The sequence below is a fragment of the Dactylosporangium sp. CA-152071 genome, assembly GCF_050936335.1.
Lineage (GTDB): Bacteria > Actinomycetota > Actinomycetes > Mycobacteriales > Micromonosporaceae > Dactylosporangium > Dactylosporangium maewongense.
The window spans coordinates 3,761,834-3,782,302 of sequence record NZ_JBNJMZ010000001.1; the positions used below are offsets into that span (position 1 = coordinate 3,761,834).

Sequence of the window (20,469 nt, forward strand, 5' to 3'; positions counted from 1 at the left end):
CCTCCGCTGCGCTCCGGCGTCGGCCTGAGCCAAAACTGACACACGATGAGCGGCCCGAGCCGCTTCGCTGGCCGCTCATCCGACCGCGCCCTCCATCTGCAGCTCGATGAGCCGGTTGAGCTCCAACGCATACTCCATGGGCAGTTCCTTGGCGATCGGCTCGATGAAGCCGCGCACGATCATCGCCATCGCCTCGTCCTCGGTGAGGCCGCGCGACATCAGGTAGAACAGCTGGTCGTCGCTGATCTTCGAGACCGTCGCCTCGTGCCCCATCGACACGTCGTCCTCGCGGATGTCGACGTACGGGTACGTGTCCGAACGGGAGACCGTGTCGACGAGCAGCGCGTCACACTTCACCGTCGACCGGGAGTGGTGCGAGCCCTCCAGGACCTGCACGAGACCGCGGTAGCTCGTCCGGCCGCCGCCACGGGCGATCGACTTCGACACGATGGTGCTCGACGTGTGCGGCGCGGCGTGCACCATCTTGGCGCCCGCGTCCTGGTGCTGCCCCTCGCCGGCCATCGCGACCGACAGGACCTCACCCTTGGCGTGCTCGCCCAGCATGTACACCGCCGGGTACTTCATCGTGACCTTCGAGCCGAGGTTGCCGTCGATCCACTCCATGGTCGCGCCCTCGTGGCACACGGCCCGCTTGGTGACCAGGTTGTAGACGTTGGTCGACCAGTTCTGGATCGTGGTGTACCGGCAGCGGGCGCCCTTCTTCACGACGATCTCCACCACCGCGGAGTGCAGCGAGTCCGACGAGTAGATCGGCGCGGTGCAGCCCTCGACGTAGTGGACGTACGCGTCCTCGTCGACGATGATCAGCGTCCGCTCGAACTGGCCCATGTTCTCGGTGTTGATCCGGAAGTACGCCTGCAGCGGGATCTCCACCTTCACGCCCTTGGGCACGTAGATGAAGCTGCCGCCGGACCACACCGACGTGTTGAGCGAGGCGAACTTGTTGTCGCCGACCGGGATCACGGTGCCGAAGTACTCCTTGAACACGTCCTCGTGCTCACGCAGCGCGGTGTCCGTGTCGAGGAAGATGACGCCCTGCTCCTCGAGATCCTCGCGGATCTTGTGGTAGACGACCTCCGACTCGTACTGCGCTGCGACACCGGCGACGAGGCGCTGCTTCTCCGCCTCGGGGATGCCGAGCTTATCGTAGGTCGCCTTGATGTCGTCGGGAAGGTCTTCCCAGCTCGCCGCCTGCTTCTCGGTCGAGCGGACGAAATACTTGATGTTGTCGAAGTCGATGTGCGACAGGTCCGCGCCCCAGGCCGGCATCGGCTTGCGGTCGAACAGGCGCAGGCCCTTCAGGCGCAGGTCGAGCATCCACTGCGGCTCGCTCTTCTTCGCCGAGATGTCGCGCACGACGTCCTCGTTGAGGCCGCGGCGTGCCGCGGCACCGGCGCTGTCCGAGTCGGCCCAGCCGTACTCGTACCGGCCGAGACCGGCAAGCTGATCGGCGGTGGTCATCTCACGTTCCTTTGCCTATTTTGCCGAATTTGACGGGCATTATCGGATCTGGCACCGGGGACCGGCGCCGGGATGTGCGTGGTGCAGACACCATCACCGTTGGCGATGGTCGCGAGCCGCTGGACATGGGTCCCCACCAGGCGGGAGATGACCTGGGTCTCGGCCTCGCACAGCTGCGAGAACTCGGCGGCGACGTGCGCCACCGGGCAGTGATGCTGGCACAGCTGGCCACCCGTGGCGATGGTGGTCGCGCCGGCGGCGTAGCCCTCCGCGGTCAGCGCCTTGGCGAGCGCCTCGGCGCGGGCGAGCGGGTCGTCGCCGGCCTCGGCCATGGCGGCCTTGCAGCGCTCCTCGAGCCCTGCGACCTGCGCCATGGCGAACGCGGCGACCGCGGCCTCGCCGTGGTGCTCGGCAATCCATCGCAGCGCGGACGCGGCGAGGTCGTCATAGGTGTGCGGCAGCGCCTCACGCGCCGCCGCGGTCAGCGTGAACACCCGCGCCGGCCGCCCGCGCCCGCGACGCCCGCGGTCCGGCCGCTCCCGGCTCTCCACCAGGCCTTCGGCCAGCATCGCGTCGAGGTGCCGACGGATCCCGGCCGCGCTCAGCCCGAGGGCGAGCCCCAGCTCGGTCGCCGTCGCCGACCCCTGCTGCAGCAGCAACTCCGTGACCCGGTCACGGGTGCGCACGTCGAGCGGCGGGCACGCGTCAGCGACGGCAGACCTCTGCTGCGCCACCTCCGCGTTTTTCACAACACCAACGTTACGTAATTCGCCTGACGCAGGCAAACCGCCCTACGGGTGATCCAACGCACGGAAGGCAAGGCTCCCCTTAGCTGAACTTCCGGCCATCGAGCAGGCCGTATAACGGTTCGTAGCGGCGCGACCATACTTATCGCTGTCCGATTAGGAGGGCGGGAGTACGGTTGCTTTGAAAGCGGAGCGGCCACCGACACCGGCCCGTGACGCCTTTCGTGAAGCGCGACCCCGACCCGGTGCCGCCACCACCAACTCCCTCGACGTCGCCACCATCCGCACACCCGCGCGCGGTAGCAAGATCACGCTCGGACACGGCACCGCTGGGCCGGGAAAACCCTCCGACCCGGACCCGTTGAGCAGCCCGACCAGCGGGGACGGGCGGCAGCGGCGGACCGGGACTGGGAGTGGCGGCACGCGGGACGACGGGACCAGCACGTGAACGGGGACGAGCACGCCAACGGCCCAGACCAGCACTCAGGCGACCGGACGAGCACGCGGGCGGAACCAGCACGTGTCCGGCGAGACGGGAGCATGGACGGGACCAGCACTTGGGCGGCGGGACGAGCGTGGACGGCCAGACAAGCACGCCGACAGCTGGGCCGGCTGCGGAGGGTCGCAGACGGTGGCGGCAGGCTCGGTGGCGTCGGGACGGACGGCGACGGGGCGTCGGTGTCGGCGGTGGCGAGACGGCGACGGGGCGTCGGTGTCGGCGGTGGCGAGACGGTGACGGGGCGTCCTCGGTGGTGGCGAGACGGTGACGGGGCGTCCTCGGTGGCGTCGGGACGGACGGCGACCGGGGCGTCGGTGGTGGGGCGCCGCTGGCGGGGCGGAAGTGGCGGGCAGAGGTGTGGGCGGACCGCGGCGGGGGTGATATGTAGCCGCGCGTAGTATCGGCCGGGTGTTGGGGATGGTGTTGTCGCTGCTCGATCGGCCGGTGGTGCTGCGACGGGCGGCGCTCGCGTCGCTGGTGGCGAATATCGGGATCGTGTGCACGGGCGGGCTGGTCCGGCTGACCGGGTCGGGGCTCGGCTGCCCGACGTGGCCGCGGTGCACCGAGGAGTCGTACGTGACGACCCAGGCGATGGGGCATCACGGGATCATCGAGTTCGGCAACCGGACGCTGACGTTCGTGCTCGGGCTCATCGCCGTCGTCGCGCTCGCGGCGGCATGGCGGCAGCGGCAGCGGGTGCCGGGGCTGCTCGCCGCGGGGGTGTGGATGATGGCGGGGATCGCGTTCCAGGGGGTGCTGGGCGGGATCACCGTGCGGATGGCGCTCAACCCGTGGACCGTGATGGCGCACTTCCTGGCGTCGATGCTGTTGATCGCGCTGGCGTACGTGTTCTGGCACCGCACGCGTGATGTGCCGCCGCGGTGGACCGCGCCGCGGGCGATCAGGAGCGCCGGGATCGTGATCACGGCGGTTTCGGCGGTGGTGCTGGTGCTCGGGACGGTCGTGACGGGCAGCGGGCCGCACTCCGGCGACACGAAGGCGGCGCGGACCGGGTTCGACCCCGCGACGGTGTCGCAATTGCACGGGGATGCGGTTTTTGTCCTGGTCGGGCTCACGATCGCGCTGTGGTTCGGCCTGCGCGCGCTGGGGGCGCCGCTGCGGGTCACCCGGGCCGCCGCCCTGCTGCTCGCCGTCGAGCTGGGGCAGGGAATTGTTGGTTTTGTCCAATATTTTACGGGATTGCCCTGGCCGGTCGTTTTGCTCCACATGCTGGGCGCCTGCCTGGTCTGGACGGCGACGCTGGGGTTGCTGCTGGCGGTGTCACCCGGTCGCGCGCCGGCCGGCGGCGCGGCCACCGAGGATCAGCTGGTCCTCGACGCACAGCCCGACGCGAGCACCGCGTAAACGCCTACGCCGCCCACCCTGCGGCCAGCACCGCGTAAGCGGCAGCACCATGTGAAGGGCGGCACCGCGCAAAAGGGCAGCACCGTGTGAAGGGCTACGCCTGCCACTCGGCGGCGAGGACGGCGTACAGCAGGTCGTCGGTCCACTCGCCCTTCCAGTAGCTGGCCCGCACGAGCAGCCCCTCCCGGCGGAAACCGAGCCGCTCCAGCAACCGGGCCGACCGCTCGTTGCGGGCGTCCAGCACCGCATGCACGCGGTGCAGGCCCTCCTCGACCAGGAGGTGCCGGACGACCCGCCCGACCGCCTCGGTGGCGTAGCCCTGGCCCTGGAACGCGGGCGCGAACGTGAAGCCGATCTCCGCCTGCCGGCCGCCGTCGCCGCGGTTGACGCCCACGTCGCCGAGGAGCAGGCCGTTGTCGCGGCCCTCGACGGCGTACTGGAACCAGCCTTCCCGCTCGGGGTCCAGGCGGGCGGTCTCCGCGACGAAGGCGAGGGCGTCGCCGAGCGGATAGGGCGCGTCCCAGGACTGGTACCGGGCCACGTCCGGGTCCGAACGGTAGACGGCGAGGGCGGCGGCGTCACCGCTGTGGAAGCGCCGCAGCAGCAACCGGTCTGTCTCCAGGAGCACGCACGAAGTGTAGTGCCAGACAGGCCGCGAGCAGAGCGATCACCGCCGATACGATCAGCCGGACGACGAAGACGTGCGGGCCGCCGTAGTGCAGGTTGCCGACGACGAACGCGCAGGCCGCGAACGTTTCGACGGCGCACGACCAGAACAGCCACGGCCGCCGCGCCACGACCGGTGCGGCCCCGTGCCATTCCCTGACCAGATGGCGGCGTTGGACGTACCAGATGAACAACGGCAGCAGGAGCAGCGCGGCGTAGTCGCTGACGTCGCGCACCAGGCGCCACGACGCGATGACCTCGGGCTGCGGGTGGGTGACCAGGTCCCACAGCAGGTGGCTGGCGTCGCCGAGCAGCGCCGAGGTCGCGGTGACCCACCACCGGTGCCTGACCCGCCCCAGCACGCCGAACTCCGGCAGCGACCCGGGAAGGTGCGCCGCGACGACGGGGGCGCCGAGGCGGATCAGCCACGCGGTGAACACGGTGACGGGCAGCCCCCACCAGAAGGCGGCGGCGACCGTGTGGCTGCGGATGGTGACGGCGTCGCCGAGCGCGTACGCGATGTCGGGTGCGGTGGCGCCGACGGCGAGCGCTACGCCGTCGAACCAGCGCGGCCGCCACAGCTTCAGGGGCAGGACCGCCAGCGGGTGGGTCGGCAGGGTCGATGGCACACCGCCGACCCTGCCGCACCGGCGCCCGGATCCGGTGGGCCTGCACCGCAGTTCCACACGATCTTCACGACTGTGGACGGGTCATGCAGAACTCGTTGCCCGCCGGGTCCTGCAGGACCGCCCAGCCTGTGCCGTCGGGTTCGCGGCGGTCGTCGGCGAGGGTCGCGCCGAGCGCGAGCAGCCGGTCGATCTCGGCGTCGCGGTCCCGGTCGCCGGGCCGGAGGCACACGTGCACGCGGTTCTTCAGCGTTTTCGGCTCTGGTACCGCCTGGAAGTACCACCTCGGTCCGCCCTCCGGCTCGATGACGACCTCGGCGTCGCCCGGCGAGCAGCCGGGGTGGACGGGGTGGCCGATGACGTCAGCCCAGAAGGTCGCGAGCGCGTACGGGTCGGCGCAGTCGAAAGCAACGTTGCGGAGAAATGACACCATCCGCAAGACCTTAGCCCCATCTATTGCCGGGCTGTAAATTCATCTGCACTTTCTTTGTAAAGGGATCTCCCTGTGTAACGATTCTGCAATGGGGCAACCAGAACCGCTCATCATGCAGATCTACTGCCGCCTGGAAGTCGCGGTCAACGACCCCGACGTGATCGCCAAACTGGCCGGTCAGCAGCTTCGCGAGGCCGATATCGACTGGTCGCGCAAGGAAGAGGACCTCGAAGAGGCGGTCCACCAACTCGAGTCGGACTTGCAAGAGGCATTGGCATGCGTCGTTGAGCAGCAGCGCATGACAGAGCATCTGCCCGGGGTGGAGCCGCGCGGCGGGCTGGTGTTCACGACGTTCGGCAAGCCCGACGACCGCTTCCGTCCAGGGTTCACCGACTTCCTTTAGAGCGTCCGCCCCCGGTCCGCGATCCGGGGGCCGGATGCTGGTGTGGCCGGCACGGAGGCCGGTGACGCGTGCCGCGGCCCGGGTGGTGCGCCGGCGAGATCTGCCCGCCGCCACGACCCGGGCCCCACACGGGCGCACCGGCCGCGTTGCGAAAGCCCACGATGTAGGTCTGCGCCCCCGGCCTGCTCGATAGAGTCCACCAAGGTGAGCATGAAACCGTCCTCCTCCGCCCTGTTCGACGGCGTCCTGGCCCGCGGCGAGGTCGCGACCGCCGTCGGCGACGACGCGTGGCTGACCGCGATGCTGCAGGTGGAGGCGACGCTCGCCCAGGTGCAGGCGTTCAGCGGGCTCATCCCCCAGGCCGACGCCGACGCGATCGCCAGCTGCGCCCGGCCCGAGCACTTCGACGCCGCCGACCTCGGTGCCCGCGCCGCCGCCAGCGGCAACCCCGTCGTGCCGCTGGTCGAGCGGTTGCGGGCGCTCGCCGGTCCCGCCGGGCCGTCCGTGCACCTCGGCGCCACCAGCCAGGACATCCTCGACACCGCCGGCATGCTCGTCGCCGCGCAGGCGCTGCGGCCGCTGCTCGCCGACCTCGCCGCCTGCGCCGACCAGGCCGCCCGCCTCGCCCGCGAGCACCGCGACACCCGCATGGTCGGCCGTACGCTGCTGCGCCAGGCCGTGCCGACCACGTTCGGCCTGAAGGCCGCCGGCTGGCTCACCGGCCTCGACGCCGCCCGTCGCCGGCTCGAACAGGTGCGGCGGGAGCGCCTCGCGGTGCAGTTCGGCGGCGCGGCCGGGACCCTCGCCCCGTTCGGCGACGACGGGCCGGACGTCGTCGAGTCCCTCGCCACGCTCCTCGGCCTCGCCGAGCCCGTCGTGCCCTGGCACACCGAACGCACCCGCGTCGCCGAGCTGGCCGGTGCTCTCGGCGGTGCCGCCGGGACCGTCGCGAAGATCGCCCGCGACCTGACGCTGATGGCGCAGGACGAGGTCGACGAGGCCTCCGTCGCCGCCGGCCCGTCGGCGGCGCCGCATGATCGCAAGCCGGTCGCCGCCGTCTGCGCCCTCGGCAGCGCCGCGTCCGCGCCCGGCCTCGTCGCCGACCTCCTCGCCGCGATGGCCCACGAGCACGAACGCGCCGCCGGCGCCTGGCACGCCGAGTGGCGCCCCCTGCGCGAGCTGCTCGTCTGCACCGGCTCGGCCGCGTCGTGGCTGCGTGCGGCCCTGGAGCGGCTCCTCGTGCACCCCGACGTCATGCGCGCCAACCTGGCCCGCGCCACCACCGCGTCCGGGACGGCCGACGATGCCGCCGACGCCGCCGGTGTACTGGTGGACCGCGCCCTCCAGGCACACACGAAGTCCCCTTAGCGGCTTCCGCCCGCCGCCCACACGACCCGCCACACCGCGCCGCGCCCCTCGGATAGACGGTGCGCGATCCACCCCAATTCAGAGATCATCTTGTAGGTTGATCGCGCACCGTCGATGACGCAAAAGCCACATTCAGGGGCATTGACCAACGTCTGTCGCGGGAGCCGGAAGGCGCCCGGCGCACGGCTACGGAATGCGACGCGCAACTACGGGATGCAGCGCAGCTACGGACGCAGCGCAGCTACGGACGCGGCGCGGCTACGGACGCGGCGCAGCTACGGACGCGGCGCAGCTACGGACGCGGCGCGCAGCCGCGATCATCCCAGCCGGCTCTGTCGCGGAGGGTCGGAAGGCGTCCGACGCGCGGCTACGGGACGCGGCGCGCAGCTACCCGGGATTCGACGCGTGGCTGCCGGGATGCAGCACGCGGCTACGGGATGCGGCTACGGGATGCAGCGCGGCTACCGGGATGCGGCGCGCAGGCGCGATCCCCGTCGGCGCGGTATGCGCGGCCGTGCGCCGCGGCGCGGTGGGGTGGGGTGCAGCGGGGTGCGGGTGAGAAGGGCGCCGCCGCGAAGCGGTGCAGGGAACTACAGCGTGCCGAAGACGCGGGTGGCGGACTCGGCGGCGGTGATGGTGGAGAGGTGGGACGGGCCGGGGCAGAGGATGATCGAGGCGCCGATCGACAGCGGGGCGAGGAGCCACTTCACCGGGTGCTCGTGCTCGCTGGTGTCGACGACGACGCGGTCGCCGGGGCGGAGGTCCTGCCGGTCGGCGAGCTCGCGGGCGATGCTGCCCCACTGGCCGTACGTGGTGCCGTCGCCGCTCGCCGCGGCGCCCGGGCGGATCAGGGCCGGGGCCGGGGTGGACGCCGGGTACGCGGCGACGGCGGCGTCGAAGTCGCGGTAGCCGAGCACGTCGCGTGGGTCCCCACTGGCCGGGCCGGCCGCTGGGGTGCCGAAGACGAAGCGGTGCGGGGCGTCGGGGACGGACTCCAGCCAGGAGCCGAGCCGGTCGCGGGCGGCGAACACCACGTCGAACGGCACGCCCGCGTCGGGGCCCACGTCGGGCAGGCCGGCGGTCGCGGCCAGGTGGAAGGAGACCGTGACGCCGAGGGACCAGGCGCCCAGCAGGGCGGCCGCGGTGCGCCAGTGCGGCGGGAGCAGGGCGGCGGCGCGGCTGCCGGGGCCCAGCCCGCAGTCGTGCAGCAGGCCTGCGGTGCGGGCGGCCCAGCCGCCGAGCTGCGCCGCGGTGAGAGCGGTGCGCCGGCCGTCGGCCTCGTAGTGGACGAGCAGCGGCACGTCGGCGCCGGCAACGCCCGCCGGCGGGAGCAGCTCGGGAAGCACAGAGACACCATAGCCCCGTCCGAGCACAGTGCCGGCCTCGGAGCGGCGGCCACAGCGTCGGCGCGCTGGACGGGTTTGCGCGGTCCACTCCTACCACAGGCGGCCGAGACCGCGATGTCGATGGCGCAGAAGCCGCTTGGCGGACGTCGGCCAACGCCGCCGCGGGGGCAGCGGGAGCCGTCCGGGTCCGGTGCGCGCCCGCACCTGCACCGCACTCCGATGAGCATCCCCGCGACTGGCCGCAGGGCTACCGAAGCCCTTCGGGGCCACGGGAGCGGTGGCCACCGGATGCGGCGCGCATGCGCCGCTTGCCCTGCCTCGCGCCTCGGCGCGGGCAGTGCGCCGCGGAGCGGCGCATTGGGGTGCGGGTGAGAATCCCCGCCGGGACCCGCCGCGGCAGCGGTGGGGCGGAAGCACAGCGGTGGGGGGGGATCACAGCATGGTGACGGCCTCGGATCGGGCCACTTCGGGGGCGGTCGGTGGGAGGGACTCGTACTTCTTCAGGACGGCGTGGACGACGAAGACGTACGGGGTCTGCGAGATCAGGCCCGTGACCGTGGTCGTGACCCGTGTGCAGCCTTTGCCGGGCGGGACGGTCTGCCAGGTCCAGCCGGGCTGCGGGCCGATGAGCAGCTCCTGGGACATGGCGGTCAGCTGGTAGGAGACGATGGACGGGTCGCCGATGTTCCACCAGCTGACGGTGGCGGAGGCGGTGCCGGGGACCACCTCGACGCCGTTGATGACGCCGGGGCGCACGACGCCGGTGCAGTCGGTCGGGCTCATGCTCGGGGTCGGGTAGCTGCGGCTGACCCTGGGCAGTGGCGAGATCGACGCGAGGGGACCGCGGACGGGGGCGCCGGTGGTCAGGCCGGCCGACGGGTCGACCGCGTCGCCCTTCGAGTAGACGGTCTTCTGCGGCAGGTCCAGCACCTTGCCGCCCTGCTTCTTGTTGGTGTTGCCGGCGCCGGTACCGCCGAGGCCGGGCAGCACGGAGCAGCCGGCCACCCCGGAGAGCAGTGCCGAGGCCAGGACAAGAGCCGCGCCGAGCCGCCGTTTCACAAGGTGTTCATCGGCGGCCCGGGCGGGAAGCTTAGGTCGCCTCGATCGTGCCGGTGCCGACGAGGACGAGCAGGAGGACGCCGAGCACGACGCGGTACACGATGAAGATGGTGTACGTGTGCCGCGCCACGAACTTCAGCAGCCATGCGACGGCCAGGTAGCCGACGGCGCCGCTGACGAGGGTCGCGGTGATCGTGGCGGGCCAGCCGACGCCGTTGGCGATGTTGTCGTGCTCGTCGGCGATCTGCAGGGCGCCGGCGGCGAGCAGCGCGGGGATGGACAGGAAGAACGACAGCCGGGTGACGGTGACCCGGTCGAAGTCGCGCAGCAGGCCCGCGGACATCGTCGCGCCGGAGCGGGAGACGCCGGGGATGAGGGCGAGGGCCTGCGCGGTGCCGATGATGAGCGTGTCCTTCCACGTGACGTCGGTCTCGTGGCGTTGCTGGGTGGCGGCGCGGTCGGCGAACCACATGACGCCGGAGAAGGCGATGAGCGCGCCGCCGACGAACCAGAGGCTGCGCAGGGTCGTCTCGACCTGGTCCTTGAAGAGCAGGCCGACGATCCCGACCGGGATGGAGCCGAGGATCACCGACCAGCCGAAGCGGTAGTCGAGGTTGTCGCGCCGGGTCTTGTCGAACAGGCCGCGGAAGAACGCGGGGACGATCCGGGCGATGTCGCGCCGCAGGTAGATGGCGGTCGCGAGGACGGCGCCGGTCTGGATGATCGCGGTGAACGCGGTGATGTCGGGGTCGTCGATCGAGTAGCCGAGGAGCTTCTCCAGGATCGTGAGGTGGCCGGTGCTGGAGATCGGCAGGAACTCGGTCAGGCCTTCGACGAAGCCGAGGAGGATCGCTTCGAAGATGTTCACGAGCGGCCGGTCAGACGCTCGGCGATGGCCCGGGCGAGCCGGTCGGGGGCGCCTTCGGCGGTGGTCAGGAACAGCGACGGCTCGGTGAGCTCGACCTCGATGACGACCGGGTCGCCGGACGGGGTCGGCAGCAGGTCGACGCGGGCGTAGAGCAGGCCGGTCCGGTCGAAGGGCAGCGCCGCGAGGACCCGTTCGGCGAGGTCGCGTTCCGCCGGTGACGGTGTCCTCGGGGTGATGGACTCCTCCTGGTACAGCGTCTCGACGCCCACGTCGGGGCCGGTGAGGATGGGGCCCTTGCGGATCGCGTGGCTGTAGGCGCCGGCGATGAACAGCAGGGCGGTCTCGCCGGCGGTGTCGACGTCGGCGAGGTACGGCTGGATCATGACGAGCCGTCCGGCGTCGTGCAGGCGCCGCACGTGCGCGGCGGCGAGGTCGGCCTGCTCGGGCAGCCGGTAGCGGCCGGTGTCGACGCTGCCGACGCTGACGGCCGGCTTCACCACGATCTCGGCGGCGGACGTTCCGGCGATGTCGTCGAGCTCGATCGGGTCGCCGGGGTCGAGCCACCGCGTCGGGACGATGGGGATGCCTTTGTCGTGGAGTTCGCGGAGGTACCGCTTGTCGGTGTTCCACGCGATGACGTCGGCCGGGTTGGCGAGGCGGGGCACGGACGCGGCCCACGCGGTGAACTCCGCCCGCCGGGCCGGGTAGTCCCAGGTGTTGCGCACGACGGCGAGGTCGTAGGACGGCCAGTCGACGGCCGGGTCGTCCCAGACGGTGGGGACGGCGGTGACGCCGGCGGCGGCGAGGGCCGGGACGAGGCTCTGGTCGTCCTCGTCGAGGTCGGGCAGTTTGGCGCAGGTAACGAGAGCGACCCGGGCACCGGCCCGGGTCGCGGAATATGACTGTTCGATGATCACGGAGCGAAGATACCGACCCTAGCGGGAAAGGACACGCCGCCCCATGGAGCGCCAGAGGTCGTTGCTGGGCCGCATCTGCTCGAGCAGCTCGCGCTCCCAGGCATTCTCGATCTTGACTCCGGCCTGCGCGCAGGCGGAGCGCGCGATGTCGGTGCCTTCCGCCATCTGGTCGCCCCAGACGCCGTCCTCCCCGACGAGCACGATGCGGGCACCGCGCCGGCCGACGTACTCGATGACTGCCTTGGCGCCGCCGTGGTCGTCCGCGAAGGACTTGATGCCGGAGATCAGGCTGCCCGGCACCGGGCGGCTCAGGGTCATCGTCGTATCGGAACCATCTGCCATGACGGCCACACTAAAGGGGTAACCCGCCGCTCGGGAGTGAACTGACGGTCTGATGTGATCGTAGTTACTGACAGGTTTAGTTCACCAGGCGTTCGTTTTGCCCCGACAGAACCAGCTAAAAGCGGATATTCAGGCGCCCGGATCCGGGGGCAAACGAGAGACATGCATCACGTCACGACCCCTGGGGCGCGTTGTGCCAAAAATTCGGGCGTTTCCAGGTCAAGACCGGCTCAAGTTCGACATTTGGCGGCGCCTCCGGGGTCCCCCGGATGGTATCGATACGGCACCGGCGGCAACCAGATCACTGGATGAAGACGTCTACTCCGATCGCCACGCACAACAGCGTGAGATACGTGACCGACCAGTGGAACAGCCGCATCGGCTTCAGCGGCTCGCCGCGGCGGGCCCGGCCGTCGAGGCGGTGCGCCTCCAGCAGCAGCAGCGCGCCGACGACGACCGCGACGACGCCGTAGACGGGTGTCATCCCGAACGGCCACAGCGCCACCGAGGCGGCCACGGTCAGCCAGCTGTAGACGACCGTCTCCAGGCCGACGCGCCGCATGCTCGCCACGACGGGCAGCATCGGGATGCCGGCGCGGGCGTAGTCGTCCTTGAACTTGATGGCGAGCGCGTAGAAGTGCGGCGGCTGCCACAGGAAGACCACGGCGAACATGACCCAGGCCGGCCAGGCCAGGCCGCCGGTGACCGCGGCCCAGCCGATCAGCACCGGCGCCGCGCCGCACGCGCCGCCCCACACCGTGTTCTGCGGCGTGGTGCGCTTCAGCCACATCGTGTAGACGAGGTCGTAGTAGGCGATCGCGCCGACGGTGAGCAGCGTGGCGAGCAGGTTGGTGAACGTCGCCATCAGCACCGTGGACAGCGCGGCCAGGATCAGCCCGAAGATCAGCACGGCCCGCGGGGTGATGCTGTGCGTGGCGAGCGGACGGCGTGACGTGCGCTTCATCAGCGGGTCGATGTCGCGGTCGATGTAGCAGTTCAGCGCGTTGGCCGCGCCGGCCGCCAGGGAACCGCCGACCAGCACCACGGCGATCAGCCACAGCGACGGCAGGCCGCGCTCCGCGAGGAGCATTGCCGGGACCGTCGTGATGAGCAGCAGCTCGACGATGCGCGGCTTCGTCAGTGACACGTATGCCTTGACCACGGCGCCGAAGCCGGCGCGGCGGCCGGCCGCCTGCTGCTGCTGCTGTGCCCGGGCCAGTGCCGCTGCCGTCGTGGGGCGGACCGGCTCGGACGCGCTCTGGGAGACCGCACGGTCGACGAGCTGCGTCACGTCTGGATTGCCACCTTCCCGGCATCGGCCGCACCTGGGACCGCCTGCCTTGGGGCCGCGGCCGGATGACGGCGCGTGGCGGCAGGGCGAGACCGAGGGTCCCGCCGAGACCGGCGGGCACTCGCATCCTAGAACAGGATCAACGCAGGCCAGAGCGGGACCCCACCACATCGGCGGTCGCCTCCGTCGCGGCGGCCGCCTGTACCGTCGCAGCAAAAGTTTCGCGCAGGGCTGAATCGATCCAGGTTTGGCGCCGGTTCCGCGCATCCGCGCAGTCGCGTGCCGGTGAACGTCGCGACGGGCATCGACTACCGTTGCCGCAGGCAGTGTCGCCGATGTCCGAAACATGGTCGACTGCGCGTGGGCCTACCCATTCGTGGGTAGGGTCGTTCTGAAAAGAGCCCCCGCAACACCGCTGACAAAACCCTCGTTCGACAGGAGCAGCACAGCCGTGAGCGCTGAAGAGGTCAAGGGTCCCGAGCTTTCCTGGTCCGACGTCGACCGTCGGGCGGTCGACACGGTGCGCGTCCTCGCCATGGACGCCGTCGAGAAGGCCGGCAACGGCCACCCCGGCACCGCGATGAGCCTGGCACCCGCGGCTTACATGCTGTTCCAGAAGGTCATGCGGCACGACCCGACCGACCCCAACTGGCTCGGCCGCGACCGCTTCGTGCTCTCCTGCGGGCATTCGAGCCTGACGCTGTACATCCAGCTGTACCTCGCCGGCTACGGGCTGAGTCTCGACGACCTCCGGTCGCTGCGGCAGTGGGGCTCGCTCACCCCGGGCCACCCCGAGCACGGGCACACCGCCGGTGTGGAGACCACCACCGGCCCGCTCGGCCAGGGCCTCGGCAACGCCGTCGGCATGGCGATGGCGGCCCGCCGCGAGCGCGGCCTCTTCGACCCGGAGCCGGCGACCGGCGACAGCCTGTTCGACCACCACGTCTACGTGCTGTGCTCCGACGGTGACATCGAAGAGGGCGTCACGCACGAGGCCAGCGCGCTCGCCGGCCACCAGAAGCTCGGCAACCTCGTCGTCATCTACGACGACAACGAGATCTCGATCGAGGACGACACCAAGGTCGCCAAGAGCGAGGACGTCGCCGCGCGGTACGAGGCGTATGGCTTCCACGTGCAGACCGTCGACTGGCGCGCCGGTCACGACGCCGGCGACGGTGTCTACGCCGAGGACGTGCAGGCGCTGTGGGACGCGATCCAGGCCGCGAAGGCCGAGACGGGCCGCCCGTCGTTCATCGCGCTGCGCACCATCATCGGCTGGCCCGCCCCGAAGAAGCAGAACACCGGCAAGATCCACGGCTCGGCGCTCGGCGCCGACGAGGTCGCGGCGACCAAGCAGGTCCTGGGCTTCGACCCGGCGCTGACGTTCGAGGTGGCCGACGACGTCCTCGCGCACGCCCGCGGCGCCATCGAGCGCGGCCGCGAGCTGCACTCCGAGTGGGACAAGGGCTTCGAGGCGTGGCGGGAGTCCGCCGGTGAGCGCGCCGAGCTGCTCGACCGCCTCTTCGCCGGCCAGCTGCCCGAGGGCTGGGAGAAGTCGCTGCCGGAGTTCCCGGCCAGCGAGAAGGGCATGGCGACCCGCAAGGCGTCCGGCGACGTGCTCGGCGCGCTCGCCCCGGTGCTGCCCGAGCTGTGGGGCGGCTCCGCCGACCTCGCCGAGAGCAACAACACCACGATGGAGGGCGAGCCGTCCTTCGTGCCCGCCGAGTTCGCCACGAAGGCGTTCCCCGGCAACGAGTACGGCCGCACGCTGCACTTCGGCATCCGCGAGCACGGCATGGGCTCGATCCTCAACGGCATCAAGCTGCACGGCCCGACCCGGCCCTACGGCGGCACGTTCCTCGTCTTCTCCGACTACATGCGGCCCGCGGTGCGCCTCGCGGCCATCATGAAGCTCCCGGTCGTGTACGTGTGGACGCACGACTCGATCGGCCTCGGCGAGGACGGCCCGACGCACCAGCCGGTCGAGCACCTGACGGCGCTGCGCGCGATCCCCGGCCTGGCCGTGGTCCGCCCCGCCGACGCCAACGAGACCGCGTGGGCGTGGCGCCGGGCGCTGGAGGTCACCGACCACCCGGTCGCGCTGGCCCTCAGCCGGCAGAACCTGCCGACCCTGGACCGCGACGAGTACGCGCCGGCCGAGGGCACCGCCAAGGGCGGCTACATCCTCAAGGACGCCTCCGACGGCCAGCCGCAGGTGATCATCGTGGCCACCGGCTCCGAGGTCCAGCTCGCCGTCGCCGCGCAGCGCCGGCTCGAGGCGGAGGGCACCCCGACCCGCGTCGTGTCGATGCCCTGCCAGGAGTGGTTCATGGAGCAGGACCTGGCGTACCGCCAGCAGGTCCTGCCGAGCGGGGTCAAGGCGCGGGTCAGCGTCGAGGCCGGCATCGCCATGTCGTGGCAGCACATCATCGGCGACCACGGCGTGGCCGTGAGCATCGAGCACTACGGCGCGAGCGCCCCGCACACGGTGCTCTTCGAGCAGTTCGGCTTCACCACCGACAAGGTCGTCGCGGCCGCGCACGCCTCGCTCGCCAAGGTCGGCGAGATCACCGGCACCACCACGGGCAACTGAGACATCGGCATCTGAGTTAGAGGAGCACTGCGATGAGTTCCGATCGGCTGGCCGAGCTCTCCGCCGCAGGTGTGGCGGTCTGGCTCGACGACCTCTCCCGCGCCAGACTGAGCGGCGGCGGCCTCGACAAGCTTCGCCGCGAGCAGCACGTCGTGGGAGTCACCACCAACCCCACCATCTTCGCGAAGGCGCTGACCTCCGCCGAGGACTACGCCGACCAGGTCAAGGACCTCGCCCTGCGCGACGCGCAGGTCAACGAGGCGATGCGCGCGCTCATGACGTTTGACGTGCGCTGGGCCTGCGACGTCATGAAGCCCGCCGCCGACGCCAGCAAGGGCATCGACGGCCGGGTGTCGATCGAGGTCGACCCGGGCCTCGCCGCCGACACCGCCCGCACCGTCGCCGAGGCGAAGGCGCTGTGGTGGCTCGTCGACCGCGACAACCTGTTCATCAAGATCCCCGCGACCGAGGAAGGCCTGCCGGCGATCACCGCCGTGCTCGCCGAGGGCATCAGCGTCAACGTGACGCTGATCTTCTCCCTGGAGCGCTACGAGGCGGTCATGAACGCGTTCTTCGCCGGCCTCGAGCAGGCGAAGGCCAACGGTCACGACCTCGCGAAGATCGGCTCGGTCGCGTCGTTCTTCGTGTCGCGCGTCGACACGGAGTACGACAAGCGGCTCGACAAGATCGGCTCCGACGAGGCGAAGGCGCTCAAGGGCAAGGCCGCCATCGCCAACGCGAAGCTCGCCTACAAGAAGTACGAGGAGCTGTTCTCCTCCGAGCGCTGGCAGGCCCTCGCCGACGCGGGCGCACACCCGCAGCGGCCGCTGTGGGCGTCCACCTCGACGAAGAACCCCGAGTACCGCGACGTCATCTACGTCGAGGAGCTCGTCGCGCCCGGCACGGTCAACACCATGCCGGAGGCCGTCATCCACGCGTTCGCCGACCACGGCGAGGTCCGCCTCGACGCGATCACCGGCTCCTACGCGGAGGCCCAGCAGGTCATGGACGACCTCGCCGCGATCGGCATCGACTACGACGACGTCGTGCAGGTCCTGGAGCGCGAGGGCGTCGAGAAGTTCTCGGTCTCCGGCAACGAGATGATCGAGACCGTCCGGACGGCCCTCGAAGCGGGCAAGTAGGGCACGCGATTTCAGTAGGCTGGCCATCTGGGCCGGCCGTCTCTTGGGGGGTGCGGGTGCCTGATCTTCTCGACGATGTCACCGCTGCGGCCGGACTCACGGTGTTCGGCGCCGCAGCCGTCGCCGGTGCGATCGACACCCGCGCCCTACCACGCTCCCCGCTCGACTGGTCCCCCGACTACGACGTGGTCCCCAGGGTCACCATGCTCCGCACGGAGCTGCGGGCCCTGGACCTGGACCGCGTCGTCCTCGCCGGTGACGGGGCGCCGGCCCGCGCCGCCGACGCGATCGCCCGGACGCTCGGCGTGCCGCTGACCGTCCTGACCGGCACCGACCCCGGCGGCATCGCCGCCGCCGTCGCCGGCTCGCTGCGCCGCACCGTGGTCGTGCTCACCGCGGCGTCGCCGATCTCCGTCTCCCTGGCCGTCGACAGCCACCGCCGGGCGTTCCTGCAGGCGTTCGAGGACCAGGGGATCCAGGACCTCGGGCGGCGGTTCGTGTTCGTCACCCGGCCCGGGTCGCCGCTCGCGACGACGGCGCTGGAGATGGGCGCGCAGCTGTTCCTCGCGCAGCCTGGCCCGCTGTCCGCGTACTCCCTGGTGCCGGCTGGTCTGGCCGGCGCCGACATCAACGAGCTCGTCGAGCAGGCGTTCGCCCTGGCCGAGCCGCCCCGCCGCACCTCGGCCGCCGGCTTCTCCCTGCCGTCGGCGGGGTTCTCTCCCCCGTCCGGGTTCACGGTGCCGTCCGGTGCGCCGGAAGCGTCGGCGTCCGCCGGGGACGCCGGGTTCGCGCATCCCGCGGTCGCGCTGGGGGCCGCGCTCGCGGCCGCCGTCGCCGCGGGGCGGGACAAGATCGCCCTGGCCGCCGACGGCAGCGGGCTCGTGGGGCTCGGCGAATGGGTCGCCGCGCTGCTCGACGGTGCCGGCGCCCGGGCCGTGCCGGTCGTCCTCGAGACGCCGAGCAGCTGGGGGCACGAAGGACCCGACGTCCTCAGCGTGACCACGGGCGGGCCGCTCGTGCCCGGCGTCATGCCCGGCGGAGGGATCAACCCCGACCTGGCCGTCAACGGGCCGCTCGGCGTGCAGCTGCTCGTCTGGGAGCAGGCCCTCACGATCGCCGGGCTGATCGGCACCGCGCAGGCGGACGCCGAGCCGGCCCGCTCCTCCCCCGCCGGCTTCGGCGCGGCCGGTTCCACACCCGCCGGCGGTTTGGCGTCCGGCGGTGGCGGGCACGGTGGTGATGATCCGTCGTCACACGAAGGGGTGCTGCGGGTGCTCGACACCGGGGTGCCGCCGCAGGTGCCGGCGTTCGTCGAAGGCGCCGTGGAGGTTCACGGAGCCGTGACCGCGACGACGTTGATCGGGGCGATCGACGAGTTCGCACGGTCGGTCCCGCCCGGGGCGGCCCTCACCGTGCTGGCGCACCTCGACCGGACCGCCGACGCCGCCGCGCTGGGGGTGCGGACCGGACTCGCCGGCCGGGTCGACCGGGCCGTCCACCTCGCTTGGGGCGGCGCCGTCCGCTTCGCCCGGGACGACGAGTCCGTCCAGGCCGCGACGGGCGTCGGTGGATCCAGCCGTACATCAGCGGCCAACGTCATCCAGATCACCGGCGCCGTCCCGAGGGACCTGGCTGTCCCGGGACGCCCCTACACGTTCGGCGAGCTGCAGGCCGCGGAGGCCGCCGACGACCGGCAGGTCCTGCTGGAGCGGGGCCGGCCGCTGCTGCGACTGCACCTGACCGACCGGAAATCCGGTATCGACCAACTGTTGGCCGCCCTCGGAGGGTGAGTGTGATGACCAATCCCTTGCGGGACCCGCAGGACCGGCGACTGCCTCGGATCCCCGAGCCGTGCGCGCTGGTCATCTTCGGCGTCACCGGTGACCTTGCCCGCAAGAAGCTCATCCCGGCCGTGTACGACCTGGCCAACCGGGGTCTGCTGCCGCCGAGCTTCGCGGTGCTCGGCTTCGCCCGGCGCGACTGGGGCGACGGCGACTTCGAGGACCTCGCCCGCAAGGCCGCGCAGAACGGCGCCCGCACCACGTGGCGGGAGGAGGTGTGGTCGCGCCTCGCCGGCAACATCAAGTTCGTGCCCGGCTCGTTCGAGGACGACGCGGCGTTCGACCACCTGGCGCAGACCCTCGACGACCTGCACGACGAGTCCGGCATCCCCGGCAACGCGGCGTTCTACCTGTCGATCCCGCCGTCGGCGTTCCCGGTCGTGCTCAAGCAGCTCGAGCGCACCGGCATGTCCGACAACGCGAAGTCCGGCGGCTGGCGCCGCGTCGTGGTGGAGAAGCCGTTCGGCTACGACCTGGTGTCGGCGCGGCAGCTCAACGACCTCGTCGACGACGCGTTCACCGCGCAGGACGTGTTCCGTATCGACCACTACCTGGGCAAGGAAACCGTCCAGAACATCCTGGCGCTGCGCTTCGCCAACAACCTGTTCGAGCCGGTGTGGAACTCCAACTACGTCGACTCGGTGCAGATCACGATGGCCGAGGACGTCGGCATCGGCACCCGCGCCGGGTTCTACGACACCGTCGGCACCGCCCGCGACGTCGTACAGAACCACCTGATGCAGCTGCTCGCGCTGGTCGCGATGGAGGAGCCGACGGCGTTCGACGCGACCGCGATCCGCACCGAGAAGCTCAAGGTGCTCAACGCGATCACCGTGCCGACCGACGTGTTCACCAACACGGTCCGCGGGCAGTACCTCACCGGCTGGGTAGCCGGCGAACGCGTCCCCGGCTACCTGGAGGAGAAGGACGTCCCCGCGGAGTCGAAGACGGAGACGTACGTGGCGATCCGCCTCGGCGTCCAGAACCGCCGCTGGGCCGGAGTCCCGTTCTACATCCGCGCCGGCAAGCGCATGCCGCGCCGCGTCACGGAGCTCGCGATCTCGTTCAAGAAGGCGCCCCACCTGCCGTTCCACCAGGCCGACGTGGAGATGCTCGGCCACAACCAGTTGGTCATCCGGGTGCAGCCCGACGAGGGCGTGATGCTGAAGTTCGGCTCGAAGGTGCCCGGCACGACCATGGAGGTCCGCGACATCGCGATGGACTTCCAGTACGGCGAGGCGTTCACCGACGCTTCGCCTGAAGCCTATGAGCGGCTCATCCTCGACGTCCTCGTCGGCGACAAGACCCTGTTCCCCGACTCGGCCGAGGTCGAGGCGAGCTGGAACGTCATCGACCCCCTGGAGGAGGCGTGGAAGGGCTCGACGCCCGAGCCGTACCGCGCCGGCGAGTGGGGGCCGCGAGCAGCCGACGAGATGCTGGCCCGCGAGGGCCGCGCCTGGCGCCGGGCCTAGGTTTCTTCGA

The 20,469-nt window shown here is 71.3% G+C and carries 18 protein-coding genes; 7 read left to right on the plus strand and 11 right to left on the minus strand.

What is annotated here, in order from left to right:
• Nucleotides 1–75 precede the first annotated feature (75 nt).
• Both sufB and ACQEVZ_RS16715 read right to left on the minus strand, forming a co-directional pair.
• Nucleotides 76–1,482 (minus strand): Fe-S cluster assembly protein SufB, encoded by a 1,407-nt coding sequence (gene sufB / locus ACQEVZ_RS16710; protein WP_433367319.1) that lies wholly within the window; start codon nt 1,480–1,482, stop codon nt 76–78.
• Entirely contained in the window at nt 1,479–2,231 is a 753-nt protein-coding gene (locus ACQEVZ_RS16715) for a helix-turn-helix transcriptional regulator (RefSeq protein ID WP_344502991.1), read from the minus strand. Before ACQEVZ_RS16715 ends, sufB begins: the two co-directional genes overlap by 4 nt.
• Before the next feature lie 913 nt (nt 2,232–3,144).
• On the opposite strand from ACQEVZ_RS16715, the gene ACQEVZ_RS16720 reads away from it, so the two are divergent.
• Nucleotides 3,145–4,092, plus strand: a complete 948-nt coding sequence (locus ACQEVZ_RS16720) for a COX15/CtaA family protein (protein WP_433376807.1) — start codon at nt 3,145–3,147, stop codon at nt 4,090–4,092.
• A gap of 94 nt (nt 4,093–4,186) precedes the next feature.
• On the opposite strand, the gene ACQEVZ_RS16725 is transcribed toward ACQEVZ_RS16720, so the two are convergent.
• The 3 genes from ACQEVZ_RS16725 to ACQEVZ_RS16735 form a co-directional block, all read right to left on the minus strand.
• Nucleotides 4,187–4,720, minus strand: a complete 534-nt coding sequence (locus ACQEVZ_RS16725; RefSeq protein WP_433367323.1) for a GNAT family N-acetyltransferase — start codon at nt 4,718–4,720, stop codon at nt 4,187–4,189.
• Nucleotides 4,671–5,387 (minus strand): DUF4184 family protein, encoded by a 717-nt coding sequence (locus ACQEVZ_RS16730; RefSeq protein WP_433367326.1) that lies wholly within the window; start codon nt 5,385–5,387, stop codon nt 4,671–4,673. Before ACQEVZ_RS16730 ends, ACQEVZ_RS16725 begins: the two co-directional genes overlap by 50 nt.
• 64 nt (nt 5,388–5,451) lie before the next feature.
• Nucleotides 5,452–5,817, minus strand: a complete 366-nt coding sequence (locus tag ACQEVZ_RS16735; protein WP_433367329.1) for a VOC family protein — start codon at nt 5,815–5,817, stop codon at nt 5,452–5,454.
• Between the two features lie 88 nt (nt 5,818–5,905).
• On the opposite strand from ACQEVZ_RS16735, the gene ACQEVZ_RS16740 reads away from it, so the two are divergent.
• Both ACQEVZ_RS16740 and ACQEVZ_RS16745 read left to right on the plus strand, forming a co-directional pair.
• A complete protein-coding gene (locus tag ACQEVZ_RS16740; protein WP_344502995.1) occupies nt 5,906–6,220 on the plus strand; it encodes a hypothetical protein in 315 nt (104 codons plus the stop codon).
• 210 nt (nt 6,221–6,430) lie between these two features.
• Complete coding sequence (locus ACQEVZ_RS16745) at nt 6,431–7,588, plus strand: lyase family protein (RefSeq protein ID WP_433376810.1); 1,158 nt, start codon at nt 6,431–6,433, stop codon at nt 7,586–7,588.
• Between the two features lie 590 nt (nt 7,589–8,178).
• Here ACQEVZ_RS16745 and ACQEVZ_RS16750 read toward each other — a convergent pair.
• The 6 genes from ACQEVZ_RS16750 to ACQEVZ_RS16775 form a co-directional block, all read right to left on the minus strand.
• A complete protein-coding gene (locus tag ACQEVZ_RS16750) occupies nt 8,179–8,934 on the minus strand; it encodes a TIGR03089 family protein (RefSeq protein ID WP_433367332.1) in 756 nt (251 codons plus the stop codon).
• A gap of 432 nt (nt 8,935–9,366) precedes the next feature.
• The gene (locus tag ACQEVZ_RS16755) at nt 9,367–9,993 is read right to left on the minus strand and encodes a fibronectin type III domain-containing protein (protein WP_433367335.1); all 627 of its coding nucleotides are present in this window, start codon (nt 9,991–9,993) and stop codon (nt 9,367–9,369) included.
• Nucleotides 9,994–10,024: 31 nt separating this feature from the next.
• Nucleotides 10,025–10,861 (minus strand): undecaprenyl-diphosphate phosphatase, encoded by an 837-nt coding sequence (locus ACQEVZ_RS16760; protein ID WP_433367338.1) that lies wholly within the window; start codon nt 10,859–10,861, stop codon nt 10,025–10,027.
• Nucleotides 10,858–11,775 (minus strand): ATP-grasp domain-containing protein, encoded by a 918-nt coding sequence (locus tag ACQEVZ_RS16765; RefSeq protein ID WP_433376812.1) that lies wholly within the window; start codon nt 11,773–11,775, stop codon nt 10,858–10,860. The genes ACQEVZ_RS16760 and ACQEVZ_RS16765 overlap by 4 nt, the downstream gene beginning before the upstream one ends.
• A 21-nt stretch (nt 11,776–11,796) precedes the next feature.
• A complete protein-coding gene (locus ACQEVZ_RS16770; RefSeq protein WP_344502999.1) occupies nt 11,797–12,120 on the minus strand; it encodes a hypothetical protein in 324 nt (107 codons plus the stop codon).
• Between the two features lie 301 nt (nt 12,121–12,421).
• On the minus strand, nt 12,422–13,411 hold the full coding sequence (locus ACQEVZ_RS16775) for a heme o synthase (protein ID WP_433367342.1): 990 nt from the start codon (nt 13,409–13,411) through the stop codon (nt 12,422–12,424).
• A 451-nt stretch (nt 13,412–13,862) separates the two neighbouring features.
• Here ACQEVZ_RS16775 and tkt point away from each other — a divergent pair, with 451 nt between their 5' ends.
• Genes tkt through zwf form a run of 4 tightly spaced genes read left to right on the plus strand, consistent with a single transcriptional unit; the run spans nt 13,863 to nt 20,459 of the window.
• Nucleotides 13,863–16,004 carry a transketolase gene (gene tkt / locus ACQEVZ_RS16780; RefSeq protein ID WP_433367345.1) on the plus strand — a complete coding sequence of 714 codons (2,142 nt, stop codon included), beginning with the start codon at nt 13,863–13,865 and terminating at the stop codon, nt 16,002–16,004.
• A 32-nt stretch (nt 16,005–16,036) separates the two neighbouring features.
• Nucleotides 16,037–17,146 carry a transaldolase gene (gene tal, locus ACQEVZ_RS16785; RefSeq protein WP_433367348.1) on the plus strand — a complete coding sequence of 370 codons (1,110 nt, stop codon included), beginning with the start codon at nt 16,037–16,039 and terminating at the stop codon, nt 17,144–17,146.
• 56 nt (nt 17,147–17,202) lie between these two features.
• The gene (locus ACQEVZ_RS16790; RefSeq protein ID WP_433367351.1) at nt 17,203–18,936 is read left to right on the plus strand and encodes a glucose-6-phosphate isomerase; all 1,734 of its coding nucleotides are present in this window, start codon (nt 17,203–17,205) and stop codon (nt 18,934–18,936) included.
• 5 nt (nt 18,937–18,941) lie between these two features.
• Complete coding sequence (gene zwf / locus ACQEVZ_RS16795; RefSeq protein WP_344503004.1) at nt 18,942–20,459, plus strand: glucose-6-phosphate dehydrogenase; 1,518 nt, start codon at nt 18,942–18,944, stop codon at nt 20,457–20,459.
• Nucleotides 20,460–20,469: the final 10 nt, after the last annotated feature.

Coding starts and splice junctions, on each gene's coding strand:
- ACQEVZ_RS16720 (WP_433376807.1), top strand. CDS start 3,145: ATGGTGTTGTCGCTGCTCGATCGGCCGGTGGTGCTGCGACGGGCGGCG.
- tal (WP_433367348.1), top strand. CDS start 16,037: ATGAGTTCCGATCGGCTGGCCGAGCTCTCCGCCGCAGGTGTGGCGGTC.
- ACQEVZ_RS16735 (WP_433367329.1), bottom strand. CDS start 5,817: ATGGTGTCATTTCTCCGCAACGTTGCTTTCGACTGCGCCGACCCGTAC.
- sufB (WP_433367319.1), bottom strand. CDS start 1,482: ATGACCACCGCCGATCAGCTTGCCGGTCTCGGCCGGTACGAGTACGGC.
- ACQEVZ_RS16745 (WP_433376810.1), top strand. CDS start 6,431: ATGAAACCGTCCTCCTCCGCCCTGTTCGACGGCGTCCTGGCCCGCGGC.
- zwf (WP_344503004.1), top strand. CDS start 18,942: ATGACCAATCCCTTGCGGGACCCGCAGGACCGGCGACTGCCTCGGATC.
- ACQEVZ_RS16770 (WP_344502999.1), bottom strand. CDS start 12,120: ATGGCAGATGGTTCCGATACGACGATGACCCTGAGCCGCCCGGTGCCG.
- ACQEVZ_RS16740 (WP_344502995.1), top strand. CDS start 5,906: ATGGGGCAACCAGAACCGCTCATCATGCAGATCTACTGCCGCCTGGAA.